This is a genomic window from Mesobacillus sp. QJM3NY_10, from assembly GCF_056173465.1.
Genome location: NZ_CM149675.1, coordinates 658,727 through 679,510 on the forward strand (window position 1 = coordinate 658,727; position 20,784 = coordinate 679,510).

A 20,784-nucleotide genomic window follows, 5' to 3' on the forward strand; every position below is an offset into this window, starting at 1 on the left:
CCTTGCCAGGGACGTTGAGAAGGGGTTGTTCTGGTTTTAATATTTTCATGGGGCAGCATCACATCTTTCTGCCCATTTGTGATTTTTGTTATTGAATTCTTCTAAAATATGTGAAAAAATAATGAGGTCATCTGATGACCAGATATCTGTCAAAGTGTGAATGAAAAACTATGAAACTATCAAGCTTATGAGCAACTAGGGGGAAGGAATCAAATGTTATTGCTGATTGCGTTAAGTGCGATTATCGCTCCGTTTTTATTCCTTGTGATCATGCGGATGCCTGCAGCTAAGGGGATGGCCTTGAGTTCACTGATCGTCATTTTGTTAGCGCTTACTACTTGGGGGATGGAAGGACAAGTGGTGTTGGCGTCGATTTTTCAAGGGGTACATAAAACGCTGACTATTCTTTGGATTTTATTTGGTGCTTTGGTGTTGTTGAACACGCTTCGAAATACGGGAGCGGTTGTGCGGATTAACCAGGGCTTTCAAAGTATTTCTGGTGACATGCGAGTGCAGGTCATTATCGTTGCCTTTTTATTTGGTTCTCTTATTGAAGGAGCGGCAGGCTTTGGGACGCCTGCGATGGTTACCGGGCCGTTAATGCTGGCTTTAGGGTTCCAGCCGATCGCGGCTGCGACGATTGCTTTGATTGCTGACAGTACAGCGGTCATGTTTGGAGCGGTGGGAACACCGGTGGCAGTGGGATTGAGCAATATTCCAGGTGCGGACACTCCGTTTTTCCATGATATTGCCGTTACGGTGACGAGTCTTGATTTACTAGCAGGTTCGTTCATTCCGTTCATTTTAATGGTGGTTTTAACAGTGTTTTTTGGAAGCGGTATCAAGGATGCGTTGCCGATGCTTCCGTGGACACTGATGATTGGATTTATTTACACAGGCAGTGCGTTACTGGTAGCTAGCCTTTTCGGGCATGAGTTTGTTTCGATTCTTGCATCGCTCATCACCCTGGCAGTGGCAACATTGACCGCGAAAAAAGGCTTCTTGCTTCCAAAAACAGAATGGAAAGCTGCGATGCGAAAAGACTTTGTTGTTTCGACGGAAAAGTCAAAGATGAGCATTGTCACAGCCTGGTCGGCATATGTTGTCGTCGTCCTTTTATTGCTGCTCACACGGATTGTTCCGGCGCTGAAAGAGTTTACGAGGACAGCGATTGACTTTACCTGGAGAAATATATTAGGAGTTGAGGGCGTGACATCAGCCTGGGAATTCTTGTATTCTCCAGGAACCATCCTTACTGCTGCGGCAGTTTTAGCGTTCTTATTCCAGCGAAAGTCGTACCAGACTTTTACCAATGCGTCGAAAGAGTCGTTATCGACGATGAAAATGACATCGATTGCCTTGGTTGCGACGCTGTCAATGGTTCAAGTATTTGTTAACTCGGGGATGAACCTCAATGAACTAGTCAGTATGCCGCAGTATATTGCGGAATCCTTTGCTGGCTCTCTAGGTTCGATCTGGATCTTCGTTGCTCCATTCCTTGGTGAGTTAGGAGCGTTCATAACTGGAAGTGCAACGGTTTCGACGCTAACATTTTCGCCAATCCAATTTAATGTTGCGGATGCCGTTGGCCTGGAGTCGAATATCGTGCTGGCGGTCCAGCTTATTGGGGCAGCTGCAGGAAACATGATTTGTGTGCATAATGTCGTCGCGGCGAGTGCGGTTGTTGGGGTGTCCGGTAAAGAAGGAGAAATCATTCGTAAGACATTAGCGCCTGCGATTCTGTATGGAATTCTTGCGGGAGTGTCTGGTTTTATCTTCTTAAACTTACTTTAAGCTGCCAAAAGGTCCCACTATCTTTCGGAGAGCTAAATTCTCTGTATAATGAAAAGGAATAGATGGGAGATGAAGGATATGCCATATAAACGAGTGCAAGCAAAAAGGGTTTATGAACAAGTTGCTGATTCAATAATTGAGTTAATTAAAACTGGTGAATTAAAACCAGGTGATAAATTAGATTCAGTCGAAAAGCTGGCGAAAAGCTTCGACGTTGGGAGTTCCACGATCAGGGAAGCATTAAGTGGGTTGCGGACGATGGGGCTGGTGAAAATGCGCCAGGGTGAAGGGACGTTTGTGAATACCTTTGATCCGTCAAAATTCCAATTGCCTGTTACCAGCGCCTTCTTAATGAAGCTTGAAGACGTAAAGGAACTATATGAAGTCCGTAAGATTTTAGAAATCGGCACCGCTGCACAGGCAGCTGCTGTGCACGAAGAAGAAGATTTGCTTGATATGGAAAAAGCATTGATCGTGATGGAACATGCCAATGGAAATGAAGATCTCGCTTCGCAAGCGGACCTTGATTTCCACGTTGCGATCGCGAATGCGACACATAACAAATTATTAATCAATTTGATGAGCAGCGTATCAGCGCTGAATTCGCAAACGATACAGGAAACCCGGAAGGTGCTCTTGTATTCGGATAACATCGTCGATGACTTGCAGTTCGAGCATCGACGGATTTTTGAAGCAATTAAAAACCGACAGCCAAACGAAGCGCGCCAAGCAATGCTTGAGCATTTGCAAAATGTCCAGGACCGACTTTTTAGATACATTGAGTAATTCGGGCGGCCGTCGGATGACTTTTACATGAGGTGAACAAACATGAAAGTTTCATTATTCAGTACGTGCTTAAGTGATATTCTCTTTGCGGATGTGGCGAAAAACACACTTGAGATTCTGGAGAGAGTTGGCTGTGAAGTGGATTACCCGATGGAGCAGACATGCTGCGGACAGCCTGCTTATAACAGTGGATACTTGCAAGAAGCGAAAGCATCAATGAAACAGATGATGAAGGCTTTCCGGCATTCGGAATATGTGGTTGGACCATCAGGATCCTGCGTGAGCATGTTGAAGGAATATCCGCATATTTTTGCCGGCGACCCAGAGTGGGAAGAAGAGGCGAAAGTATTTGCGGCGAAGTGTTATGAAATTACTGAGTTCCTTGTCGACGTAATGGACATTACCGATTTGGGCTCGACTTTTAAAGGAAGAGTGACGTTCCATTCATCCTGCCATATGAAACGCCTTCTTGGTGTAAAAGAACAACCGAAAATCTTGTTGCACAATGTCAAAGGTGTTGAGCTGGTTGACCTGCCGTGGGAAGAGGATTGCTGTGGATTCGGCGGAACGTTTGCCGTGAAAAACCCGGTGATCTCGCAGGAGATGGTAAGTGAAAAGTCACGCCACGTGGCAGAAACTCAAGCTGAGTATTTGGTTGGCGCGGATATGGGCTGCTTGATGAATATTGGCGGCCGCATGGAGCGCGAAGGCAAAAAAGTGAAGATTATTCATATCACGGAAATTTTAAATACGCACTAAGAAACGGAGGGAAAAAAGATGAGCATCAAAATTGGCGAGGTTCCTTATAAAGAGCGTATCCAAAAAGGAATAAAAGATGATTTTATGCGGCAGGCTGTTTCCTCCGCGCAAGGGAGATTCCGGACTGGCCGGATCACGCAGGCTGAGGAACTGGGCAACTGGGAGGACTGGCGCAATTTGGGTGAAGAAATCCGTACCCATACGCTGGAAAACCTCGATTACTACTTGCAGCAATTAAGTGAGCAAGTGTCCAGACGCGGTGGCCATGTGTTTTTTGCCGAGACAGCGGAAGAAGCCAATCAGTACGTTAAAGACATTATTATAAAGAAGCAAGCGAAAAAAGTCGTCAAAGCGAAATCGATGGTAACCGAGGAAATCGGTTTAAATAAGGCGCTTGAGGAAGTTGGCGCTGAAGTGGTGGAATCGGATCTTGGAGAATGGATTCTGCAATTGGATGAGGATCCGCCATCCCATATCGTAACTCCTGCGCTGCATAAAAATAAACAGCAAATCCGCGAGACTTTTGCGAAGAAAAAAGGCTATACAGGTTCTGACACGCCGGAAGAACTGGCTGCCTTTGCCCGTGAGCAACTGCGTCAGGACTTTTTAGCTGCGGATGTCGGTGTGACAGGCTGTAACTTTGCGATTGCAGAGTCAGGGTCGATTACGCTGGTCACAAATGAAGGAAACGCTGAAATGGTGACCGCTCTTCCGGATACCGTGATTACGGTGATGGGCATGGAGCGAATCGTGCCGACATGGGAAGAGATGGAGGTCCTTGTCAGCTTATTGACACGTGCGGCAGTTGGCCAGAAGCTAACAAGCTATATTACCGCGCTTACCGGAGCACGCCTTGATGAAGAGGTCGATGGACCGGAGGAATTCCACCTGGTTGTTGTTGATAATGGCCGCTCTAAAATCCTCGGCACGGAATTCCAGTCTGCCTTGCATTGCATTCGTTGTGCGGCATGCATCAATGCTTGCCCAGTTTACCGTCATATCGGCGGACATGCGTATAACTCGATTTATCCAGGCCCGATCGGTGCGGTCATCACTCCGCTGCTGGAGGGTTATGAGGATCATAAAGAGCTTCCATATGCATCGACATTGTGTGCGGCGTGTACCGAAGCTTGTCCGGTTAAAATTCCATTGCATGAGCATCTGATCCGTCATCGCCAAATCATTGTGGAAAAAAATATGGCCCCAACAGCTGAAAAGTTGATGATGAAAGGTTTTGCGGCATGGGGTTCTAATCCGTCGATTTATAATATGAGTGCGAAAATGGCAAAACCAGCTCTTGGTCCATGGACAAAAGACGGGATGATTGAAAACGGGCCAGGACCATTAAAAGCCTGGACGGAAGTACGTGATTTTTACGCGCCACAAGGACAATCGTTCCGTTCGTGGTTCAAGCAAAGACAGAAAGACGGTGAATCCAAATGAGCATCCAAAATCGAGAAGCCTTTTTAGATAAGCTGGCGTCCAGACTTGGGCGGGAGAGACGGACAGCCGGAGTGGAGCGTCCTCAGTGGAGTGTCACCCCACAGGATGAAGTGTTCAAAGGCATGAACCAGGACGAATTGGTCGAAGTGCTCGAAAAACATTGCAAGGTCATCCATACAACTTTTAAACGGACAGATCGCGACGGACTTGCCAAGGTGTTGAACGAAACGCTGGAGGCTTATGAAGGCAAGCTAATCATCACGTCTAAAGATGCTCGTTATCAGGAGTATGGAGTGACTGAGTTTTTTGAGGAGCAGAAAGATCAGCTCGATGTCCATGTGTGGGATTCAGCACTGGGCAAGGAAAATCAAAAGATTGCAGAACGCGCAGATGTGGGGATTGTATTCAGTGACATCACACTTGCCGAGTCTGGCACCGTGACATCATTTAATACGAAAGACAATGGCCGCTCGATCAGCTTGCTGCCGCGGACATTTATCGCCATCATCCCAAAAAGCACACTCGTGCCACGGATGACCCAGGCAGCCAGAAAAATCCATCAAGCCCAGGCCAGCGGCGAAGACGTCCCATCCTATGTCAGCTTCATCACCGGCCCAAGCAACAGCGCCGACATCGAGATGAACCTGATCGTCGGCGTTCATGGACCTGTTAAAGCCACTTATATTGTGGTGGATTAGGTGGGACATGGGTGGGACATGGGGACGGTTCTTGTGTCCCGTGAATCGGAAAATTAGTCATCTTGTAAGACAGCGAAACCGTTTCGCTGTCTTTTTTACATTCTTCTGGAACACGAGCGGTCTTTGTCCTGCAAATTGTAGGACCACAGACCGACGCGTCTTCTCAGGATTGAATAATTAAGTGAAAGAATAATAAAATAATAGCAACTAAGGAGTTGATATTATGCCGTATATTAAACCTGTTTCAGATTTGAGAAATTACAATGAGAAAAGTAAACCGACCATTCAATTGCTTTCAAAGCTAATGGAAGCTGAAAAAGCAATTAAAACTGGAGATGAATGGCTAACTGAAGATCAGGTTAAATTTGATCTGGGAGTATAGTTTCTATGCATAAGCTGAGAATTAACCCTGTCGCTAAAAAAGACCTGCAGGAAAATAAGAGAACATTGAGTAAAAGCGCATCTCAAACGAGGTGCGCTTTTACTAGTTGATGGCTTCAAAACAAAATCTGAAATCGTTATAGTAGTATTAGTGAATACGCGGTCCCTTCAAAGTTCGGGGCAAAGGAGTTAATTATGGACCAAAAAACAGTGAATCAATTGATCAATGCAATGGAACGTGCGAAGCAGCATCACCAGGGGCTAAAAATGAAATGGGATGAAAAACTCTGGAAACAGGTTGACCAACCGTACCGGCTGATCGATGCTTTGCCAATGCTGACAAAAATTGAATTAGACAATATCCGTAAGCAACTTGACCTGAGCGGAATGAGTTCTCTGAAAAAAGCGGAGCTGGCTGTTGAACTGGCCCGTATCATTCCAGCACGGGTTGAGAAGGTATTGTCAACTTACGACAAGGAAAGATACGACTTAATAAGAAAGATTATAAATAATGCGGGATTGATGGCAGTTGATGATGGGTTCCCGAGCTCCAAGATTACATCTCTCAGGGACGATGGAGTGGTGTTTCCTGTTCTAAAGGATGGGCAAAAGCATTTGATGGTGCCGGTGGAAATTATTGATGTGTTCTCCGAAATTGACCAAGTGAAGTTGCAGGACACCATACGCCAAAATACAGAATGGGTTAAGCTGGTTCACGGGATGATCTATTACTATGGAGTAATGAAGTCTTCGGAAATGCTTGAAAGGGTTGAAGCATTTACGGAGGGTGATTTTGATATCAGAAAATATTATGCCGTCATTGCCGCAGCTGAAAACTACTATCAACAAATAAGGATATTGCCTTATTCCTATGGTGGATATATCACCAACGACAGTATTCTTAAGGCAGAGGGCATCATAAAGGAACACGAGGCGAGACCGGATTTAGATTACTATCCTTTTACAAAAAAACAGCTTTTAAAAGCAGGAAAACCTGGTTTTATTGATAAATCTCCGGAAATGGTGAAGTTCCTGTGGTTCTTGTCGGAGTCCTATGACCTGACCGAGGAAGTACTGGAAGAAATCGCATTACAACTTATCAATATCATCAATTCGGATGCCGACCCATCAATGATGACGGATTATTTACAAAGCATGCTGGAGATTCCCTCCTTAGAATTCATGCAGGAATTAACCGGATACGTCGTGAATGTCCACAATAACACGCGCATGTGGATCTTGAAGGGTTATACCCCGACAGAGTTACGAAGAAAAGAGAAAAAGCACCTAAATCCATTGCCAGCTATAACTGCTCAACCACAGATTCCATCGAATGTTATTAATATAAACACAAGAGAAAAAGTTGGGCGAAACGATTCCTGCCCTTGTGGAAGCGGGAAGAAGTATAAGAAATGCTGCGGGAAATAGCCATTGGGGCATGGGAAGGGATTTCTGTACCACTCGAAACAATCAACCACCGACCCATAAATAGCTGAAATAGACACAGGAGAACGTCCTGTGTTTTTTTTCGATTGCCAGGAAACGCTAAAGGTAGAATAGCTATTCTGAAGCAGGTGTTGTTTGGAATGAAAGTATTGTCGATGATTCAGCCGTGGGCGGGTTTGTTTGTCTTGCGGGAGGCTCAATATGAAACGAGGTCATGGAGGACGAAGTATCGAGGCCCTCTTGCGATTCATACCAGCAAAAAAGTCGATAGGGGAGTCTGCAGCCATGTGGCCATCAAGTCGCTGCTTTTAAAGCATGGCTACAAGACAGAAGAACTTCCAACTGGCGTGATCATTGCTGTCTGTCAGCTTGTTAATTGTTTGAGAGTGATGGAAAACAACGAGACATGGGCAGTGTTGGAGGATGGAAGGACGGTATCTGGCAATGACTTTTTCCTTGGTGATTATAAAGTGGGAGGGTATGTCTGGGAAGTCCAGGATATGAAGATGCTGGACGGCTTCATTCCGGCAAAAGGAAGGCTGGGCTTATGGGAGTATGAGGTGTAAAGTGCCGGTTCATCGAGGAACAGGCACTTTTTTCGTTTTGTTATCTTCGCCTGCTAAAATACAGGCAGAAACCGGAATCCTGAACCTGACAGGCTTGTTTTTCAAAAGGGTAAATAAAAAGCAGCCTGCAATAACAATGACGCTGCCAGCGGCCTGGATCCAGGTCATGTTCTCTCCTAAAAAGGCAAATGCCAAGACAGCGGTAAAGATGGGGTTGAAATTCAGGAACAACCCGGAAGTGCTGGGCCCCAGTTTATTGACTCCGATATTCCAGAGAACCATACAAAGCACGGTCGAGACAAGGCCTGTGTATAAAATGCCTTGCATAAAGGAGGAATTCAAGTTGGTTACTGTGAAGTCCCTGATGGAAAAAGGCAGCAAAACGAGCAGGCCGAAAATACCGGAGTAGAGGATGGACATCATCGGTGTGACGGTCGCCATCGCCCACTTGCTGCTGACCGAATAAATCCCCCACATTCCCACAGCTGCCATCATATAAAGGTCTCCTTTATTGTACTGCAAGGAAAACAATACATTCATATTCCCTTTCGAAAGTACGAGCAGAACACCAAATAGGGAGAGAATCATTGTAAGGAATTGAAGCCTATTAATCTTTTCTTTTAAAAAAAAGAAAGAGAATGCCGCAATCGAAAACATATTCAGTGTCGAGATTAAGCCAACGTTCGTTGCCGAAGTCTTTTCAAGTGCCATGAATTGCAATGCCTGAAATAAGGCGACCCCGGTGACGCCCATTATAAACAGCGGAAGAATGGATTTTTTTGGCGGGATCAGCTTTTTTTCTTTCCACCAGACAAGCGGGATCAGGCAGATGATCGCGATGGCCCATCTTAATATGGTCAAGGTGATCGGAGAAGCATGGTCTACAAGCGTCTTCCCCACGATAAAATTTCCGCCCCAAAGAAAACTCGTTAAAAGTAATAGTAAATAATATTTCACGTCATTTGGCCCCCTGATCAGAGCCATTGTGCACAATGACTTACGTTATATGAATTATTTTAACATTTTACGTAAATGACAAAAGATAATTTTGTATAATTAATTTAATTCAAAATAAATAAAAGTATAATAGAAATATAGTTTAATAAATTCAAATACAGGTCGTTATTTCACTGGTATTTGGAATTTTTAAAAAGGGGGTTGAATCGTGGAATCAGTTGTAAGCAAAGTATTGGATAATGTGGATATTAAAATCCTGGATTTATTGCAAAAAGATGCTCAGTTAAGCAATCTGGAACTCTCGAAGCGAGTGAATTTATCTGCGCCGGCCGTTCACGCCAGAATCAAGCGACTGGAAGGTGAAGGATATATCAAAAAGCAAGTCGCGATTTTGAATCACGAGAAGCTCGGCTTTGATTTACTGTGCTTTGTTTTTATGAGCACCAATATGCATCAGTTAGAAAAGCTGGAATCATTGGAAGAGACCCTGGAAGCAATGGAAGAGGTCTTGGAGTGCCATTGCCTCACCGGGGAGTATGATTATCTGTTAAAGGTGGCCTGCAAAGATCGCAAAGGACTGGAGATGTTTATCAGAGGGCTGAATGAACTGGGGATCACCAAAATCCAGACAAGTCTAGCATTAAGGGAAATCAAAGACTCCACCGTGCTGCCAATCAGTGGGGAAGTGTGAGCCGAAACTATTTGGCGAGAGGTGGGGACGTAGCTTTTGTTCTTTTCTAGACATTAATTTAGAAGTATTAAGTTACGTCCCTCTGCTTCTCCAGATTGAATCTGGAATAAAGGTTATGTAGTGGAAAGCAACCTCATACATCCAGAATAAGCTGCCAGGAAGGGCGGCATATTTGTTATTGCACAGAGGCAGGTTGAACAAGCCTTAGATAAAACTATTCATGAATGGAATGAAGTTAACGCATGGAAAAACTAACTAGAGCTGAACTAAGTAAACTAGTAGGGATGATTAGAGCGGGGGATGGTAGTGATGAAGAAGTTAGTGTTTGGATAGAAAAGATTAGATATAGTGTTCCTCATCCAGAAGTGTTAAATGTTATTGCTCGGAATAATAAAGCCAAATCATCGGACCAAATTGTAGATCAACTAATGAGTTATATTCCCATAACATTAAATTCAGACACTGAAAAGTAAAGATAAGGAAATAAGATTGTAAAGTAGTTCACTATAATCTATCTGGTGGGTTGGTCCAGGAAGGATTAACCGCCTTTTTTGTTGAATTCCTTATTGAACAAATAAACAAATGGGGCAGGATAGATTAATAATGAGTTATAAAGTTACGATGGAAAAATCGAGAGGTGAAACAATGGTAATTGAACAACATATAAACAAATGTATTCAATCCGCAATTAACTATGGCATTGCTGCCTACGAGGTTGTTGAGGATTTTAAAAAAACAAATAAGTTATATGATATCCAATACAGAAATTTTAGAGTGTTAAAGAAACAATTAAATGGAGTAGATGCTTTATATCAATTATTGGAGCATCCCAATATGTATGTAAGATACATTGCTGCAATTCATCTACTTTCAGTAAATGAAAAAACAGCAAAGGATGTAATAATATCTGTTGCAACATTATCTAAATCCTTAAAGTTTGATTCAAAGTATCTTTTACAAGAATGGGATAACGGTAATATAAAGGATTATTATAGTTAATTGTTCTACTAAAATTAATTAACTTACGATTCCAGGAGCTTTCAGATCGTGCTGATTATTTAGGCAGCACTTTGTTATTGAACTAACGAGACAGGTTTAATTTAATAATGAATTAATACTGCGATACATGATTAGAGATCACATTCCTTTATATATGTATGAATCTGATAGATAAAATTTGCGACATAGAATTGAGGTATTAATAAGCAAGATGACAAAGATATTTGAGGATTTTTTTTCCGAATTACAAGCAAATATAGTTTCAGTATGTTTAGATTATGTTGATGATAAAGCTGACGAAATCTTTATTTATTGCTCTTATGAACCTAAAATGTATTTTTTTGATGTTTTCTTTAAAATCCACGGAGAAATAGTCCATAAACACAAATTGAATCAGGTAGTTAATAATACTAACAACAATCATGTATATGATGTATCAAGAGAAAATCAGAGGTATTTATTAAAAGCTGGCAATGAATTATTCAAAAACCTACATAAAAAATTTCTGGAGTTTAATAGAGAAATGCCTACAGAAGTGAAGTTGCATTTTGATGTTAAGTATCATAAATTACATGGTAAATATAATTATGAACTAGTGTATTCTAATGATAGTAAATTACTTCCTGATAATATATTTGAGCTTTGGTATGACGAAATTAAAGCCGAAAATAAGGGTTAAAAAACTGGCAGCTTCTTATTTAAACAACGGGAGAGGATAAAAATAACTATCTTTGTGAATAATTGCACTTAAGCTATAGTGTGCTAATGTTTAACAACCCTCTAATATATTGAAAACTCAGGGCTTTTTATGGCTCTGAGTTTTTTGTATGTAATTAAACTGCTAAAGTACCTGATTACAAGTACGAGTTATTGTGAGAAAAGCAGTGTTAATCTGTATTTTGTACTTCAAAATCGAACTCATTAAAATCTTCTCGCTGTCTCTTTAATTTAGGATTTTTACGCCGCGATACCTTCGCTCTATCATTAAAAAATTTGTAGAATTTTCAAATAAGTATCTGTAATCTATAATTAAGAGTGAAGCTGAATGTACATGAGAATAGGAACCGTATTTGGCTAGGAGAATTATATTAAGTCGAATTATTCTTGAAGGGTTGAAGGGGACGAGACTATGACAGATAAAGAGATTCTATTTCGGAAGAAGGTATCTGACTACTATATAATATTAATTGGTATTCTTGGGTGGGCATTTATTTTGTATTCCATCCCTTTTGCGACTTTTCCTGAGAAGCCAATTGTGCTAATCCTCCTAATCGTATTAATGTTGCTTGCAGAGTATTTCCCAATCCCCTTGTTTTCCATAACAATGTTCAGTACGATGACGTTTCCAATTCTTTATATCATGAATCTATATTTTGGTATTTATACCGCCACTGTCACCTTTGCGTTTGTGCTGATTTTTGAATCTTTTCATCATAAAAGGTCTCTTCGTTCAACCGTGTTCAACATTGCCCAATATACTCTGTCTCTTGTAGGAGCGGACTGGCTGATTAAGGTATGGATTAGCCAGTACCCGTTAGGTGACCCATTCTCAAACCTGTTGATTATTTATGCTTTTACAACGTTCTATTTTTTAATTAATAATGTCTTGAACGATATCCTCTTTTACATCCGGCCTTTCCCTTTTACAAAAAAAGAGTGGAAGAGTAAAGCTTTACAAGAGTTGGTTATTGCCAAGATGTCGATCATCTTACTCGCTTTTCTTGAGATCTATACGAATTATCTTCCTGAAAACGTGATTGATTTTACAACTATTCTTTTTTTATCCCTCTGGATTGGAATCACAACGACTAGTTCCATTCTGACAAAAGCAAGAATCGAAAGAAAAAGATTGAATGCGCTATCCATCCTTAGTACAGAATTGAACAGGATCAATACAAAGGATTTCGATGAGAAGAAAAGACTTCTCGCCGAAACCTTCAATGCCAATGCTTTCGTTTTACTAGTTAAAGAACATAATGCCTGGAATCTTTTGCTTAAGGATGGGCAGGTGAAAAGCGAGGTAACATTGAGTGATGAAATGTCACTCTATCTTGATGAAGTTTCTGAAATGACGGTTGTGACCGAAAAGGAAATAGAAAAGCTGCCAGGCAATAATATATTTAATAAGATGATTCTCTCGCAGATCTTTTCACCACTTATTATCGATAATGATAAAGTTGGGATGTTGATCGTTGGCAGAGTAAGTGGGATTGGTTTTATCCATGATGAAATTCGGTTATTGACCGTATTATCCAATGTTCTGGCAAGTACATTGAAAACACGATCTCTCATACTGGAAAATGAAAAACTCTTGATAGTGGAAGAACGAAGCAGAATTGCACGTGATATCCACGATGGCATTGGCCAGTCTTTGGCAGGTATAGTCTTTCAAATGGAATCTTCGTTGCGAAAGAAGAGTGGAGCTAAAGAGAATCTTCCTAATGAACAAATTGAACAATGGATTGATAAACTCAGAGACAGCCTGAAAGAGCTTCGTCAATCGATTTATTCATTAAGAACATGCCCTGTGGAAAAATACGGGCTGAAACGGGCGATAGAAGAGAAAATCCGGAAAATTGAGGCGGAGGAAAAAGCCAGTATCACTTTCACTCAGAAGGGTGAGCCATACGCTTTAAGCTATCAAATCGAAAAAGTGATCTATGATATATTCCAAGAAAGCCTGCAAAATGCTGTGAAACATGCAGAAGCTGATAAAATTGACGTCATGCTTAAATATGGGCGTGAGCAGACAATGATCAAAATCAAGGATGATGGTATCGGATTTTCATTATATGACAAGTTGATCAAAGGCCAGACAGAACCTCATTTTGGAATCCTGACGATGAGCGAGCTTGCACATGATTTCGGAGCTAAATTGGAGATCGACAGTGCTGAAGGAAAAGGAACGGAAATTCGGCTTTGCATAAGGCACTTTAAGTAAAGGGGTGAGAGAGTATGATTAAGATCATGTTAGTGGATGATCATACAGTATTAAGGGATGGCATCCGCAGTATTTTGGATATTGAAGAGGATTTGATCCTTGTAGGAGAAGCAGAATCAGGGGACGGATTATTAGAGAAATTGGATACCGTCGTGCCTGATGTAATCGTTTTGGATATCAATTTACAGAATAAAAATGGAATTGAACTCATTCCCCTTATAAAAGAAAGGCATCCAGCTTGTAAAATACTAATCTTAACGATGTTTGATCATGAAGAATACTTTAAATCTGCTCTCCGGGAAGGTGCGGACGGATACTTACTAAAGGATGCTTCCTCCTTGGAAGTCATCGACGCAATCCGTAAAATCCATAAAGGGAATTCTATCATTCACCCGAAAATGGCCAGTAAGTTGATATCCTATCACCGGCATCAGAGCGACTTTACCATCCAGGAAAATGAATTGACCAATCGGGAGAAGGAAGTGCTCAATCAGTTGGTCAGAGGGAAATCCAATAAGGAAATAGCAGAGCATCTATCCATAAGCGATAAAACGGTAAAAATCCATGTGAACAAAATATATAAGAAACTAAACGTTAATAGCCGCTCACAAGCAATCATATACGCTGTGCAGAATAAACTGGTACCTTATTTAAATTAACATCAAACTGCCTATTTGGTGCTGGAATTGAGCGATAAAGAGAGAGTTTATAGATGATTCATATATGGTAATAGGCTATAAGTAAGATGATCCAAAACCTTTAATCCAAGTGGGATTGAAGGTTTTTTTGTTGGTCGGAGAGAGCAATCTTTATTTTGACAAGTTTTACAGAATATGGGCTCAAGCTGTCAAGAATCCGTTGTTATTCAGACAACTTTTAGGTTAAGGAACCCCAAGCTGTCAAGAAAAGCTCATTATTGTGACAGCTTTCAGGTTAAGGAGCCTCAAGCTGTCAAGAAAAGCTCGTTATTGTGACAGGTTTCAGGTTAAGGAGCCCAAAGCTGTCAAGAAAAGTTCGTTATTGTGACAGCTTTCAGGTTAAGGAGCCCAAAGCTGTCAAGAAAGGATCGTTATTGTGACAGGTTTCAGGTTAAGGAGCCCAAAGCTGTCAAGAAAGGATCGTTATTGTGACAGGTTTTAGGTTAAGGAGCCCCAAGCTGTCAAGAAAAGCTCATTATTGTGACAGGTTTGAGGTTAAGGAGCGCAAAGCTGTCAAGAAAGGATCGTTATTGTGACAGCTTTCAGGTTAAGGAGCCTCAAGCTGTCAAGAAAAGCTCGTTATTGTGACAGGTTTTAGGTTAAGGAGCGCAAAGCTGTCAAGAAAAGCTCGTTATTGTGACAGCTTTTAGGTTAAGGAGCCCAAAGCTGTCAAGAAAAGCTCATTATTGTGACAGGTTTTAGGTTAAGGAGCCTCAAGCTGTCAAGAAAAGCTCGTTATTGTGACAGGTTTTAGGTTAAGGAGCCCAAAGCTGTCAAGAAAGGATCGTTATTGTGACAGGTTTTAGGTTAAGGAGCCAAAGCTGTCAAGAAAGGATCGTTATTGTGACAGGTTTTTCAGTAGATGGGCTGAAAGCTGTCAAGCAACCACTCGTTTTCCAGTCAGTTTGTATGGCAGTTTTTTATATTTTAATAGAAAGTATAAACTTTGGACGTGCGGTTTAAGCCGAGCCGCGCTTGTGGGACTGGCCATGGCACTTTTCTATAACCTTTGTACTATCACCTCTATAATCAAGTATCTAGAAAGATAGAACAAACACTCAATATTCAAAAAGGGTGAATTCTACCATAATAGTAACAGTAGGATAAATGGGAATAAAGTTAAGTTTTTGTAAAGATTTTTAGTGGATAAAGAGGTGTGCTTCGTCATGACTAAGGAGGACCTAATTGAGGATACTCGCAGGAAAATGATTATCAGTATTAAGGAAAACGGATACTTGAGTAAAAGGACGATTCAACTGAGCCAGGAATTGGATGTATATATATTGGAGCAACAAAAGATCGGGATGGAACTTTTGAGGAGAAAACGACGCGATTGTCTTGGGTGAACACTTTTTTCTATTAAAGCTCAATGTGGATTTTAAGAAAAAGCGAGCAGGCAGTTATAAGGAGTTGTGACAACCACATGAAACCTAATAGTCTGGGCGATATATTGAGAATGGAAAGATATAAAAGAAACTTAACCGAGGAAAAAGTGTGTGAAGACTTGGAAATTAAGTTGAACACACTTAGTCGAATCGAAAGCGGTAAAAGCGTCCGAGGAACCACTATAAAAAAACTATTAAGTTATTATCAAATGAGTAAACTAGATGAATAAGGGGTCCCCCCCTTTTTTTTTATTTCCATTTCGCTGGAGATTATAGCTGCTGTTGGCGGTTTTTCTCCCCCTCCCTTATAAGGAATTTCTAATATCCCCATGTTCCTTATTTACTCAAAAGTATTTTAGTTACCCGAAATAAATCCATGGTATAATATATCGAATTAAAAGTATTTTGCTGAAGATTCTAGTCGGGATTTTCTCAAAGTATGGCTGGTGCATCGAAAATCCATGACCAAAGTTTACTAGAATAAGTGAATTTATTAAGAATAAAGAAGTCTCCTGTTGCTTTTAGCAGCAGGATTTTCATTTACTTTAAAATAGAAAGTTTAGGCTTCGAGGAGGACAGCATGAACGAACAAACAGAATGGAACGATCTAGCTGGATTAAATAGGTTAATATTGAAATTTTCATGGTGGATGGTTATCGTTGTAGTTCTTCTATCGGTTACGGGAATCATGATTACATATCAGTATTATAGAGAAGGCCTTATGCAAATGGCGGTCTCATACGTATTGTTGCCGACAATATATACAGTTGTGATTCTTGCGATAACGCAAATGTTATATAACATGTTCAAGCGTTGGGGAGATTATATACTCCTTTTAGGAATTTTTGCGATTCTCCATGTTTATATTCTTAACTTTCCTTTTGCGCAGGGCATCCATTATTTGCTGATTATCAGCGTTCTCATTTCAGCTTTATACTATCAAAAAGAGAAAGTCTATTTCACTGGGATATTAAGTTTGATTTCCATTCTATCTCTTTATTTCCTTTATGAGCCTCTTTCGAGAGAACTTGAGAGAAGAGATATCTACGCATTCGTAGGGATTTTTATTGGATTCGCATTTATATCCGTTGGAATCATTTATCGTGGCCATTATTTGCTGAGGCATCTAGAAGAATCGATACGGAACCAGGAGGAATTAATGGTTCGGAATATCATGATGGATAAAGCAAGCAAAATGGATGCGCTGACCGATTTGTACAATCATAAAACGTTTCATGAATACCTTGATCGTTTGATCGAGCAATGTGATCAGAACCATTTATCCTTCCAATTAGCCATTATTGATATTGATAACTTTAAGGGAGTCAATGACAATTTCGGTCACTGGGTAGGTGACATTGTTTTAAAACGGGTCGGGGAACAATTGAAAGAGAAGGTAACAACAGACGATTTTGTCTCAAGGTATGGCGGTGAAGAATTTGCCGTGATCTTGACTGAGAAAGATAAATCTGAATCTTATCAATTAATGGATACAATTCGATCAAACATAAGCAATATGGTGCATCTGGAATTGGAAAACAAGCCTGTCACGGTTAGTATCGGGATGTGTTCTTATTCAGCGGGACTTGGGAAGGAAAACTTTTTCAAAGCTGCAGATGATAGTTTGTATCAAGCGAAAAGGAATGGCAAGAATCAAACGATTATGGCGAAGATCTCTTAGAAGCGACAAAAGAATGGAGAGTCCAGAAAAAAACCATAAGGCTCGTATTATTTTGGCCCCGCAAGTTCGATAAAACTTGTGGGGCCTTTTTTTTTGACTTAGTGACAAGTGAGCAATCACTTTTTATTTACTCATCTTTTACTAAAAATAATATGTAAACCTAAATAAATATTGGTTGACATAAAATATTATGAAAGCGTATCCTTGATTTATATAACAGAAAAGGAGAGCTTTTATATGAAGTTTAAAGCATTAGATTTAACTCTGGCATCCATGTTCATTGGTCTAATGGCGATCGGGGCGAATATCACCTCCTTTGTGCCATTTATGGTCGTCGGCGGTGTACCGATCACTTTGCAAACCTTCTTCGCTATTTTAGCAGGGATCATCCTCGGCAGCCGTTTAGGGGCCATTTCCATGACGGTCTATGCATTGGTTGGATTGGTAGGTGTCCCAGTCTTCGCAAAATTTGGGGCAGGGTTGTCTACTTTTATTAGCCCAACATTCGGTTTTATCCTATCGTTCATTTTTACAGCTTATGTTGCAGGGAAAATGGTAGAAAAGAACCGTACGTTATTCGCCTTTATCTCTGCTTCATTAATCGGGCTCATCATTAACTATGTATTCGGCACAAATTGGATGTACTTTGCTTATAAGTTCTGGGCTGCTGCACCAGAAGGTTTTACATATCAAATGGCCTGGCTATGGATGGTTGTCCCACTTCCAAAAGACATCATCCTTGCTGTTTTTGCTGGCATGATGGGGCATAGGCTGGAAAAAACGGTCCTGCAAAAAGGCAGCTTCAAGCACTTAAGGAAAGCAGCTTAATATTAAAGGGGGAATGGATCGCATGGGATACTGGAAGGATTTAGCGGTGGGAGTGCTCAATGGAGACGAGCTTTCGGATGCAGAGGCTTTAAGCATACTGGATTGTCCCGATCAGGAACTGCTCGAATTGCTTCAGGCAGCCTACATTATACGCCATCACTATTATGGAAACAGCGTAAAACTAAATATGATCATCAACACCAAATCAGGGCTTTGCCCGGAAAACTGTGGTTACTGTGCACAATCCAGCGTATCAGAAGCACCTATCCAAAAGTATAAAATGATGGATAAGGATACAATCCTTAAAGGAGCAGAACAAGCTTATAACCTCAATGCAGGCACCTATTGCATTGTTGCCAGCGGCAGAGGGCCCAGTGAAAAGGAAATTGATACAGTCACTGCGGCTGTAGAGGAAATTAAAGATAGATATGGCCTGAAGGTATGTGCCTGCCTCGGAATCCTTAAACCTTCACAAGCAGAAAGACTGAAAGCAGCTGGTGTCGATCGATACAACCATAACCTCAACACTTCAGCTAACCATCATACAGCCATCACGACATCACATACATATGAAGATCGCGTCAATACGGTAGAACTTATTAAAAGCTCCGGGATTTCACCATGCTCGGGGGTCATAATTGGAATGAAGGAAACGAAGGAAGATGTGGTTGACATGGCACGCAGCCTGAAATCACTTGACGCTGATTCCATACCGGTCAATTTCCTTCATGCGATCGATGGTACCCCACTGGAAGGAACTGATGAATTGAATCCGCGTTACTGCCTGAAAGTCCTTTGTCTGATGCGATTCATCAACCCATCAAAAGAAATCAGGATCTCGGGGGGCAGAGAAGTGAATCTGCGCAGCTTACAGCCTCTAGGTCTCTACCCTGCCAACTCAATCTTTGTCGGGGATTATTTAACAACAGAAGGCCAAGAAACGACCGCAGACCATAAAATGCTCGAGGATCTTGGATTTGAAATTGAATTTGCAAAGGAAGAAATTCCGTCATAACTTTTTAACAGAACCCAGTGTAGTAGACACGTTTACTGCACTGGGTCTTTTTTTGTGAAGAAAGACTATTGTATATTATTGTTAATCCGTCTTTACCATTCTTATACTGAATTTTTACACAACTCTGGTAATACCTTAATAATTTCCATTTAATCTATTGATAGATTCAAAAATACATAGATGAGGAGAGATGAGGTATGACTGATCAAAATACGAATAATGGCTTGAACAGAAGGGATTTCTTGAAAGCGGGAGGAATGGGCGCGCTTGCTCTTACTCTTGGCAGCACTGGCGTAATGGGACTGAGTTCAACAGCTCTTGCGGATTCTGCTGATAATCCAACCAGCGGATTTGGCGGGTATGGAGATTTGGTTCCAGATCCTAATGGTATTCTCGATCTTCCAAAAGGCTTCCATTATAAAATCATCTCCAGAGAAGGCGACTTGATGACAGACGGAACCAAGATCCCTGGTGCTTTTGATGGAATGGCGGCTTTTGAAGGACCGAACAACACGACGATTCTTGTCCGCAATCATGAATTATCGTCAGGTCCAGCTTTCGGCAGAAATCCTTATGATCCAAATGCTCAAGGTGGTACTACCGCTCTAGTTGTAGGAGCAAATCGTAAATTGATCAAAGAATATGTGACATCTTCAGGTACAATCAGAAATTGCGCAGGTGGCGCGACTCCTTGGGGCACTTGGCTAACTTGCGAAGAAAACCGTTCCGAGGGACATGGATATGTATTCGAAGTGGATCCGACACAGCCTGAGAATGATATGTCAAAAACGCCAATTAAGGAAATGGGCCGTTTTTCACACGAAGCATGTGCAATTGACCCAGCGACAGGATATGTCTATTTGACCGAGGATGCGAGCCCAAGCTTTCTCTATCGTTTTATCCCAAATGACTTGAGCCAAAAGCCAGGTGCGCTGCAAAAGGGCGGCAAGTTGTATGCGGCTGCGATTGAGGAAGTCGCTGACCCATCTGCGAGCACATTTAAAACGGGACAAACTTTTAAAATTGTGTGGAAGGAAGTAAATCCTCATTGGTGCCGTGAAGAAGCTGCTGCGCAAAACTGCATTGTCTTCTCCAGGCTTGAGGGAGCCTTCTTTCAAGAAGGAGTCTTCTGGTTCGATGATACCTCTGCCGGTGATAAAAAACTTGGCCGCGTATATCGTTATGTTCCTCACACGAATACATTGGAGCTTTTCTATGAGGGAAATGACGCAAAGTATATGGAATATCCGGACAATATTTGCTGTACACCTTGGGGCGACCTTTGGTATGCAGAAGATGGTTCCGGTCAGGACCGCATTATGGGAATTACTCCGGAAGGCAAGGTGTACCCTTTTGCCGCCAACCGTTTGAGTGGTTCTGAACTGGCAGGTCCGACCTTCTCGCCAGATGGAAATACCCTTTTCGTCAATATCCAAAGCCCTGGCAAAACGTTTGCGATTTGGGGGCCATTCCAGCGCCGTAATGCTGCGCGCGCAAGGGAGATGTCCTTTGCTGCACCTGCGAATCTTGCACCACAAGTTTCTGAAAAAGTGGCTAAGGCTGCCGAAGCGCAAGGTATGTCCATTCTGGAAGCAGCCGCATTTGAGCGCCACGGAGTAAAAATTAATTAAGTCGTTTTAATAAAAAAGATGTAGGCTAAACACCTTGTATGGTTTACATCTTTTTTAACACCCAAGAAAGAAGTCAGGGAGGTTA

General features: G+C 41.6%; 21 protein-coding genes. 20 read left to right on the plus strand and 1 reads right to left on the minus strand.

Features of this window, described 5'->3' with window-relative positions; all coding sequences use genetic code 11:
• The first annotated feature begins 213 nt into the window (after nt 1-213).
• The 8 genes from AC0VX7_RS03290 to AC0VX7_RS03325 all read left to right on the plus strand — a co-directional run bounded on the left by AC0VX7_RS03290 (nt 214) and on the right by AC0VX7_RS03325 (nt 7,873).
• Nucleotides 214-1,794: an L-lactate permease gene (locus AC0VX7_RS03290; RefSeq protein ID WP_475426660.1), complete on the plus strand. Its 1,581-nt coding sequence runs from the start codon at nt 214-216 to the stop codon at nt 1,792-1,794.
• Between the two features lie 78 nt (nt 1,795-1,872).
• Nucleotides 1,873-2,580: a FadR/GntR family transcriptional regulator gene (locus tag AC0VX7_RS03295; RefSeq protein ID WP_475426661.1), complete on the plus strand. Its 708-nt coding sequence runs from the start codon at nt 1,873-1,875 to the stop codon at nt 2,578-2,580.
• Between the two features lie 42 nt (nt 2,581-2,622).
• On the plus strand, nt 2,623-3,339 hold the full coding sequence (locus AC0VX7_RS03300; protein WP_475426662.1) for a (Fe-S)-binding protein: 717 nt from the start codon (nt 2,623-2,625) through the stop codon (nt 3,337-3,339).
• A gap of 18 nt (nt 3,340-3,357) precedes the next feature.
• Complete coding sequence (locus AC0VX7_RS03305) at nt 3,358-4,782, plus strand: LutB/LldF family L-lactate oxidation iron-sulfur protein (RefSeq protein WP_475426663.1); 1,425 nt, start codon at nt 3,358-3,360, stop codon at nt 4,780-4,782.
• Entirely contained in the window at nt 4,779-5,480 is a 702-nt protein-coding gene (locus AC0VX7_RS03310; protein ID WP_475426664.1) for a LutC/YkgG family protein, read from the plus strand. The genes AC0VX7_RS03305 and AC0VX7_RS03310 overlap by 4 nt, the downstream gene beginning before the upstream one ends.
• A gap of 223 nt (nt 5,481-5,703) precedes the next feature.
• Nucleotides 5,704-5,862, plus strand: a complete 159-nt coding sequence (locus AC0VX7_RS03315) for a hypothetical protein (RefSeq protein WP_475426665.1) — start codon at nt 5,704-5,706, stop codon at nt 5,860-5,862.
• A gap of 194 nt (nt 5,863-6,056) precedes the next feature.
• A complete protein-coding gene (locus tag AC0VX7_RS03320; RefSeq protein ID WP_475426666.1) occupies nt 6,057-7,289 on the plus strand; it encodes a YecA family protein in 1,233 nt (410 codons plus the stop codon).
• A 158-nt stretch (nt 7,290-7,447) separates the two neighbouring features.
• The gene (locus AC0VX7_RS03325; RefSeq protein ID WP_475426667.1) at nt 7,448-7,873 is read left to right on the plus strand and encodes an ASCH domain-containing protein; all 426 of its coding nucleotides are present in this window, start codon (nt 7,448-7,450) and stop codon (nt 7,871-7,873) included.
• A gap of 9 nt (nt 7,874-7,882) precedes the next feature.
• Here the strand turns inward: AC0VX7_RS03325 and AC0VX7_RS03330 are convergent, their stop codons facing one another.
• The gene (locus AC0VX7_RS03330) at nt 7,883-8,830 is read right to left on the minus strand and encodes a DMT family transporter (RefSeq protein WP_475426668.1); all 948 of its coding nucleotides are present in this window, start codon (nt 8,828-8,830) and stop codon (nt 7,883-7,885) included.
• Nucleotides 8,831-9,038: 208 nt separating this feature from the next.
• Here AC0VX7_RS03330 and AC0VX7_RS03335 point away from each other — a divergent pair, with 208 nt between their 5' ends.
• The 12 genes from AC0VX7_RS03335 to AC0VX7_RS03390 all read left to right on the plus strand — a co-directional run bounded on the left by AC0VX7_RS03335 (nt 9,039) and on the right by AC0VX7_RS03390 (nt 20,699).
• Nucleotides 9,039-9,521: an Lrp/AsnC family transcriptional regulator gene (locus AC0VX7_RS03335; protein ID WP_215035809.1), complete on the plus strand. Its 483-nt coding sequence runs from the start codon at nt 9,039-9,041 to the stop codon at nt 9,519-9,521.
• Nucleotides 9,522-9,763: 242 nt separating this feature from the next.
• Nucleotides 9,764-9,994, plus strand: a complete 231-nt coding sequence (locus tag AC0VX7_RS03340; protein WP_475426669.1) for a bacteriocin immunity protein — start codon at nt 9,764-9,766, stop codon at nt 9,992-9,994.
• A gap of 130 nt (nt 9,995-10,124) precedes the next feature.
• Nucleotides 10,125-10,520, plus strand: coding sequence for a hypothetical protein (locus tag AC0VX7_RS03345; RefSeq protein ID WP_475426670.1), 396 nt, complete (start codon nt 10,125-10,127; stop codon nt 10,518-10,520).
• Between the two features lie 211 nt (nt 10,521-10,731).
• Entirely contained in the window at nt 10,732-11,199 is a 468-nt protein-coding gene (locus AC0VX7_RS03350; protein ID WP_475426671.1) for a DUF600 domain-containing protein, read from the plus strand.
• 450 nt (nt 11,200-11,649) lie between these two features.
• The gene (locus tag AC0VX7_RS03355; protein ID WP_475426672.1) at nt 11,650-13,461 is read left to right on the plus strand and encodes a sensor histidine kinase; all 1,812 of its coding nucleotides are present in this window, start codon (nt 11,650-11,652) and stop codon (nt 13,459-13,461) included.
• A 14-nt stretch (nt 13,462-13,475) separates the two neighbouring features.
• The gene (locus AC0VX7_RS03360; RefSeq protein WP_475426673.1) at nt 13,476-14,120 is read left to right on the plus strand and encodes a response regulator; all 645 of its coding nucleotides are present in this window, start codon (nt 13,476-13,478) and stop codon (nt 14,118-14,120) included.
• Nucleotides 14,121-15,325: 1,205 nt separating this feature from the next.
• Entirely contained in the window at nt 15,326-15,505 is a 180-nt protein-coding gene (locus AC0VX7_RS03365; RefSeq protein WP_475426674.1) for an aspartyl-phosphate phosphatase Spo0E family protein, read from the plus strand.
• Between the two features lie 77 nt (nt 15,506-15,582).
• Nucleotides 15,583-15,774 carry a helix-turn-helix domain-containing protein gene (locus AC0VX7_RS03370; protein WP_475426675.1) on the plus strand — a complete coding sequence of 64 codons (192 nt, stop codon included), beginning with the start codon at nt 15,583-15,585 and terminating at the stop codon, nt 15,772-15,774.
• A 350-nt stretch (nt 15,775-16,124) separates the two neighbouring features.
• A complete protein-coding gene (locus tag AC0VX7_RS03375; protein ID WP_475426676.1) occupies nt 16,125-17,225 on the plus strand; it encodes a GGDEF domain-containing protein in 1,101 nt (366 codons plus the stop codon).
• Between the two features lie 237 nt (nt 17,226-17,462).
• A complete protein-coding gene (locus AC0VX7_RS03380; protein WP_475426677.1) occupies nt 17,463-18,053 on the plus strand; it encodes a biotin transporter BioY in 591 nt (196 codons plus the stop codon).
• A 22-nt stretch (nt 18,054-18,075) separates the two neighbouring features.
• Nucleotides 18,076-19,068 carry a biotin synthase BioB gene (gene bioB, locus AC0VX7_RS03385; RefSeq protein WP_475426678.1) on the plus strand — a complete coding sequence of 331 codons (993 nt, stop codon included), beginning with the start codon at nt 18,076-18,078 and terminating at the stop codon, nt 19,066-19,068.
• Nucleotides 19,069-19,265: 197 nt separating this feature from the next.
• Complete coding sequence (locus AC0VX7_RS03390; RefSeq protein WP_475426679.1) at nt 19,266-20,699, plus strand: alkaline phosphatase PhoX; 1,434 nt, start codon at nt 19,266-19,268, stop codon at nt 20,697-20,699.
• The last annotated feature ends 85 nt before the right edge of the window (nt 20,700-20,784 follow it).

Excerpts from the sequence above, each read along its gene's own strand:
- AC0VX7_RS03290 (WP_475426660.1), top strand. The coding sequence starts at position 214 with ATGTTATTGCTGATTGCGTTAAGTGCGATTATCGCTCCGTTTTTATTC.
- AC0VX7_RS03295 (WP_475426661.1), top strand. The coding sequence starts at position 1,873 with ATGCCATATAAACGAGTGCAAGCAAAAAGGGTTTATGAACAAGTTGCT.
- AC0VX7_RS03300 (WP_475426662.1), top strand. The coding sequence starts at position 2,623 with ATGAAAGTTTCATTATTCAGTACGTGCTTAAGTGATATTCTCTTTGCG.
- AC0VX7_RS03305 (WP_475426663.1), top strand. The coding sequence starts at position 3,358 with ATGAGCATCAAAATTGGCGAGGTTCCTTATAAAGAGCGTATCCAAAAA.
- AC0VX7_RS03310 (WP_475426664.1), top strand. The coding sequence starts at position 4,779 with ATGAGCATCCAAAATCGAGAAGCCTTTTTAGATAAGCTGGCGTCCAGA.
- AC0VX7_RS03315 (WP_475426665.1), top strand. The coding sequence starts at position 5,704 with ATGCCGTATATTAAACCTGTTTCAGATTTGAGAAATTACAATGAGAAA.
- AC0VX7_RS03320 (WP_475426666.1), top strand. The coding sequence starts at position 6,057 with ATGGACCAAAAAACAGTGAATCAATTGATCAATGCAATGGAACGTGCG.
- AC0VX7_RS03325 (WP_475426667.1), top strand. The coding sequence starts at position 7,448 with ATGAAAGTATTGTCGATGATTCAGCCGTGGGCGGGTTTGTTTGTCTTG.
- AC0VX7_RS03340 (WP_475426669.1), top strand. The coding sequence starts at position 9,764 with ATGGAAAAACTAACTAGAGCTGAACTAAGTAAACTAGTAGGGATGATT.
- AC0VX7_RS03345 (WP_475426670.1), top strand. The coding sequence starts at position 10,125 with ATGAGTTATAAAGTTACGATGGAAAAATCGAGAGGTGAAACAATGGTA.
- AC0VX7_RS03350 (WP_475426671.1), top strand. The coding sequence starts at position 10,732 with ATGACAAAGATATTTGAGGATTTTTTTTCCGAATTACAAGCAAATATA.
- AC0VX7_RS03355 (WP_475426672.1), top strand. The coding sequence starts at position 11,650 with ATGACAGATAAAGAGATTCTATTTCGGAAGAAGGTATCTGACTACTAT.
- AC0VX7_RS03360 (WP_475426673.1), top strand. The coding sequence starts at position 13,476 with ATGATTAAGATCATGTTAGTGGATGATCATACAGTATTAAGGGATGGC.
- AC0VX7_RS03365 (WP_475426674.1), top strand. The coding sequence starts at position 15,326 with ATGACTAAGGAGGACCTAATTGAGGATACTCGCAGGAAAATGATTATC.
- AC0VX7_RS03370 (WP_475426675.1), top strand. The coding sequence starts at position 15,583 with ATGAAACCTAATAGTCTGGGCGATATATTGAGAATGGAAAGATATAAA.
- AC0VX7_RS03375 (WP_475426676.1), top strand. The coding sequence starts at position 16,125 with ATGAACGAACAAACAGAATGGAACGATCTAGCTGGATTAAATAGGTTA.
- AC0VX7_RS03380 (WP_475426677.1), top strand. The coding sequence starts at position 17,463 with ATGAAGTTTAAAGCATTAGATTTAACTCTGGCATCCATGTTCATTGGT.
- bioB (WP_475426678.1), top strand. The coding sequence starts at position 18,076 with ATGGGATACTGGAAGGATTTAGCGGTGGGAGTGCTCAATGGAGACGAG.
- AC0VX7_RS03390 (WP_475426679.1), top strand. The coding sequence starts at position 19,266 with ATGACTGATCAAAATACGAATAATGGCTTGAACAGAAGGGATTTCTTG.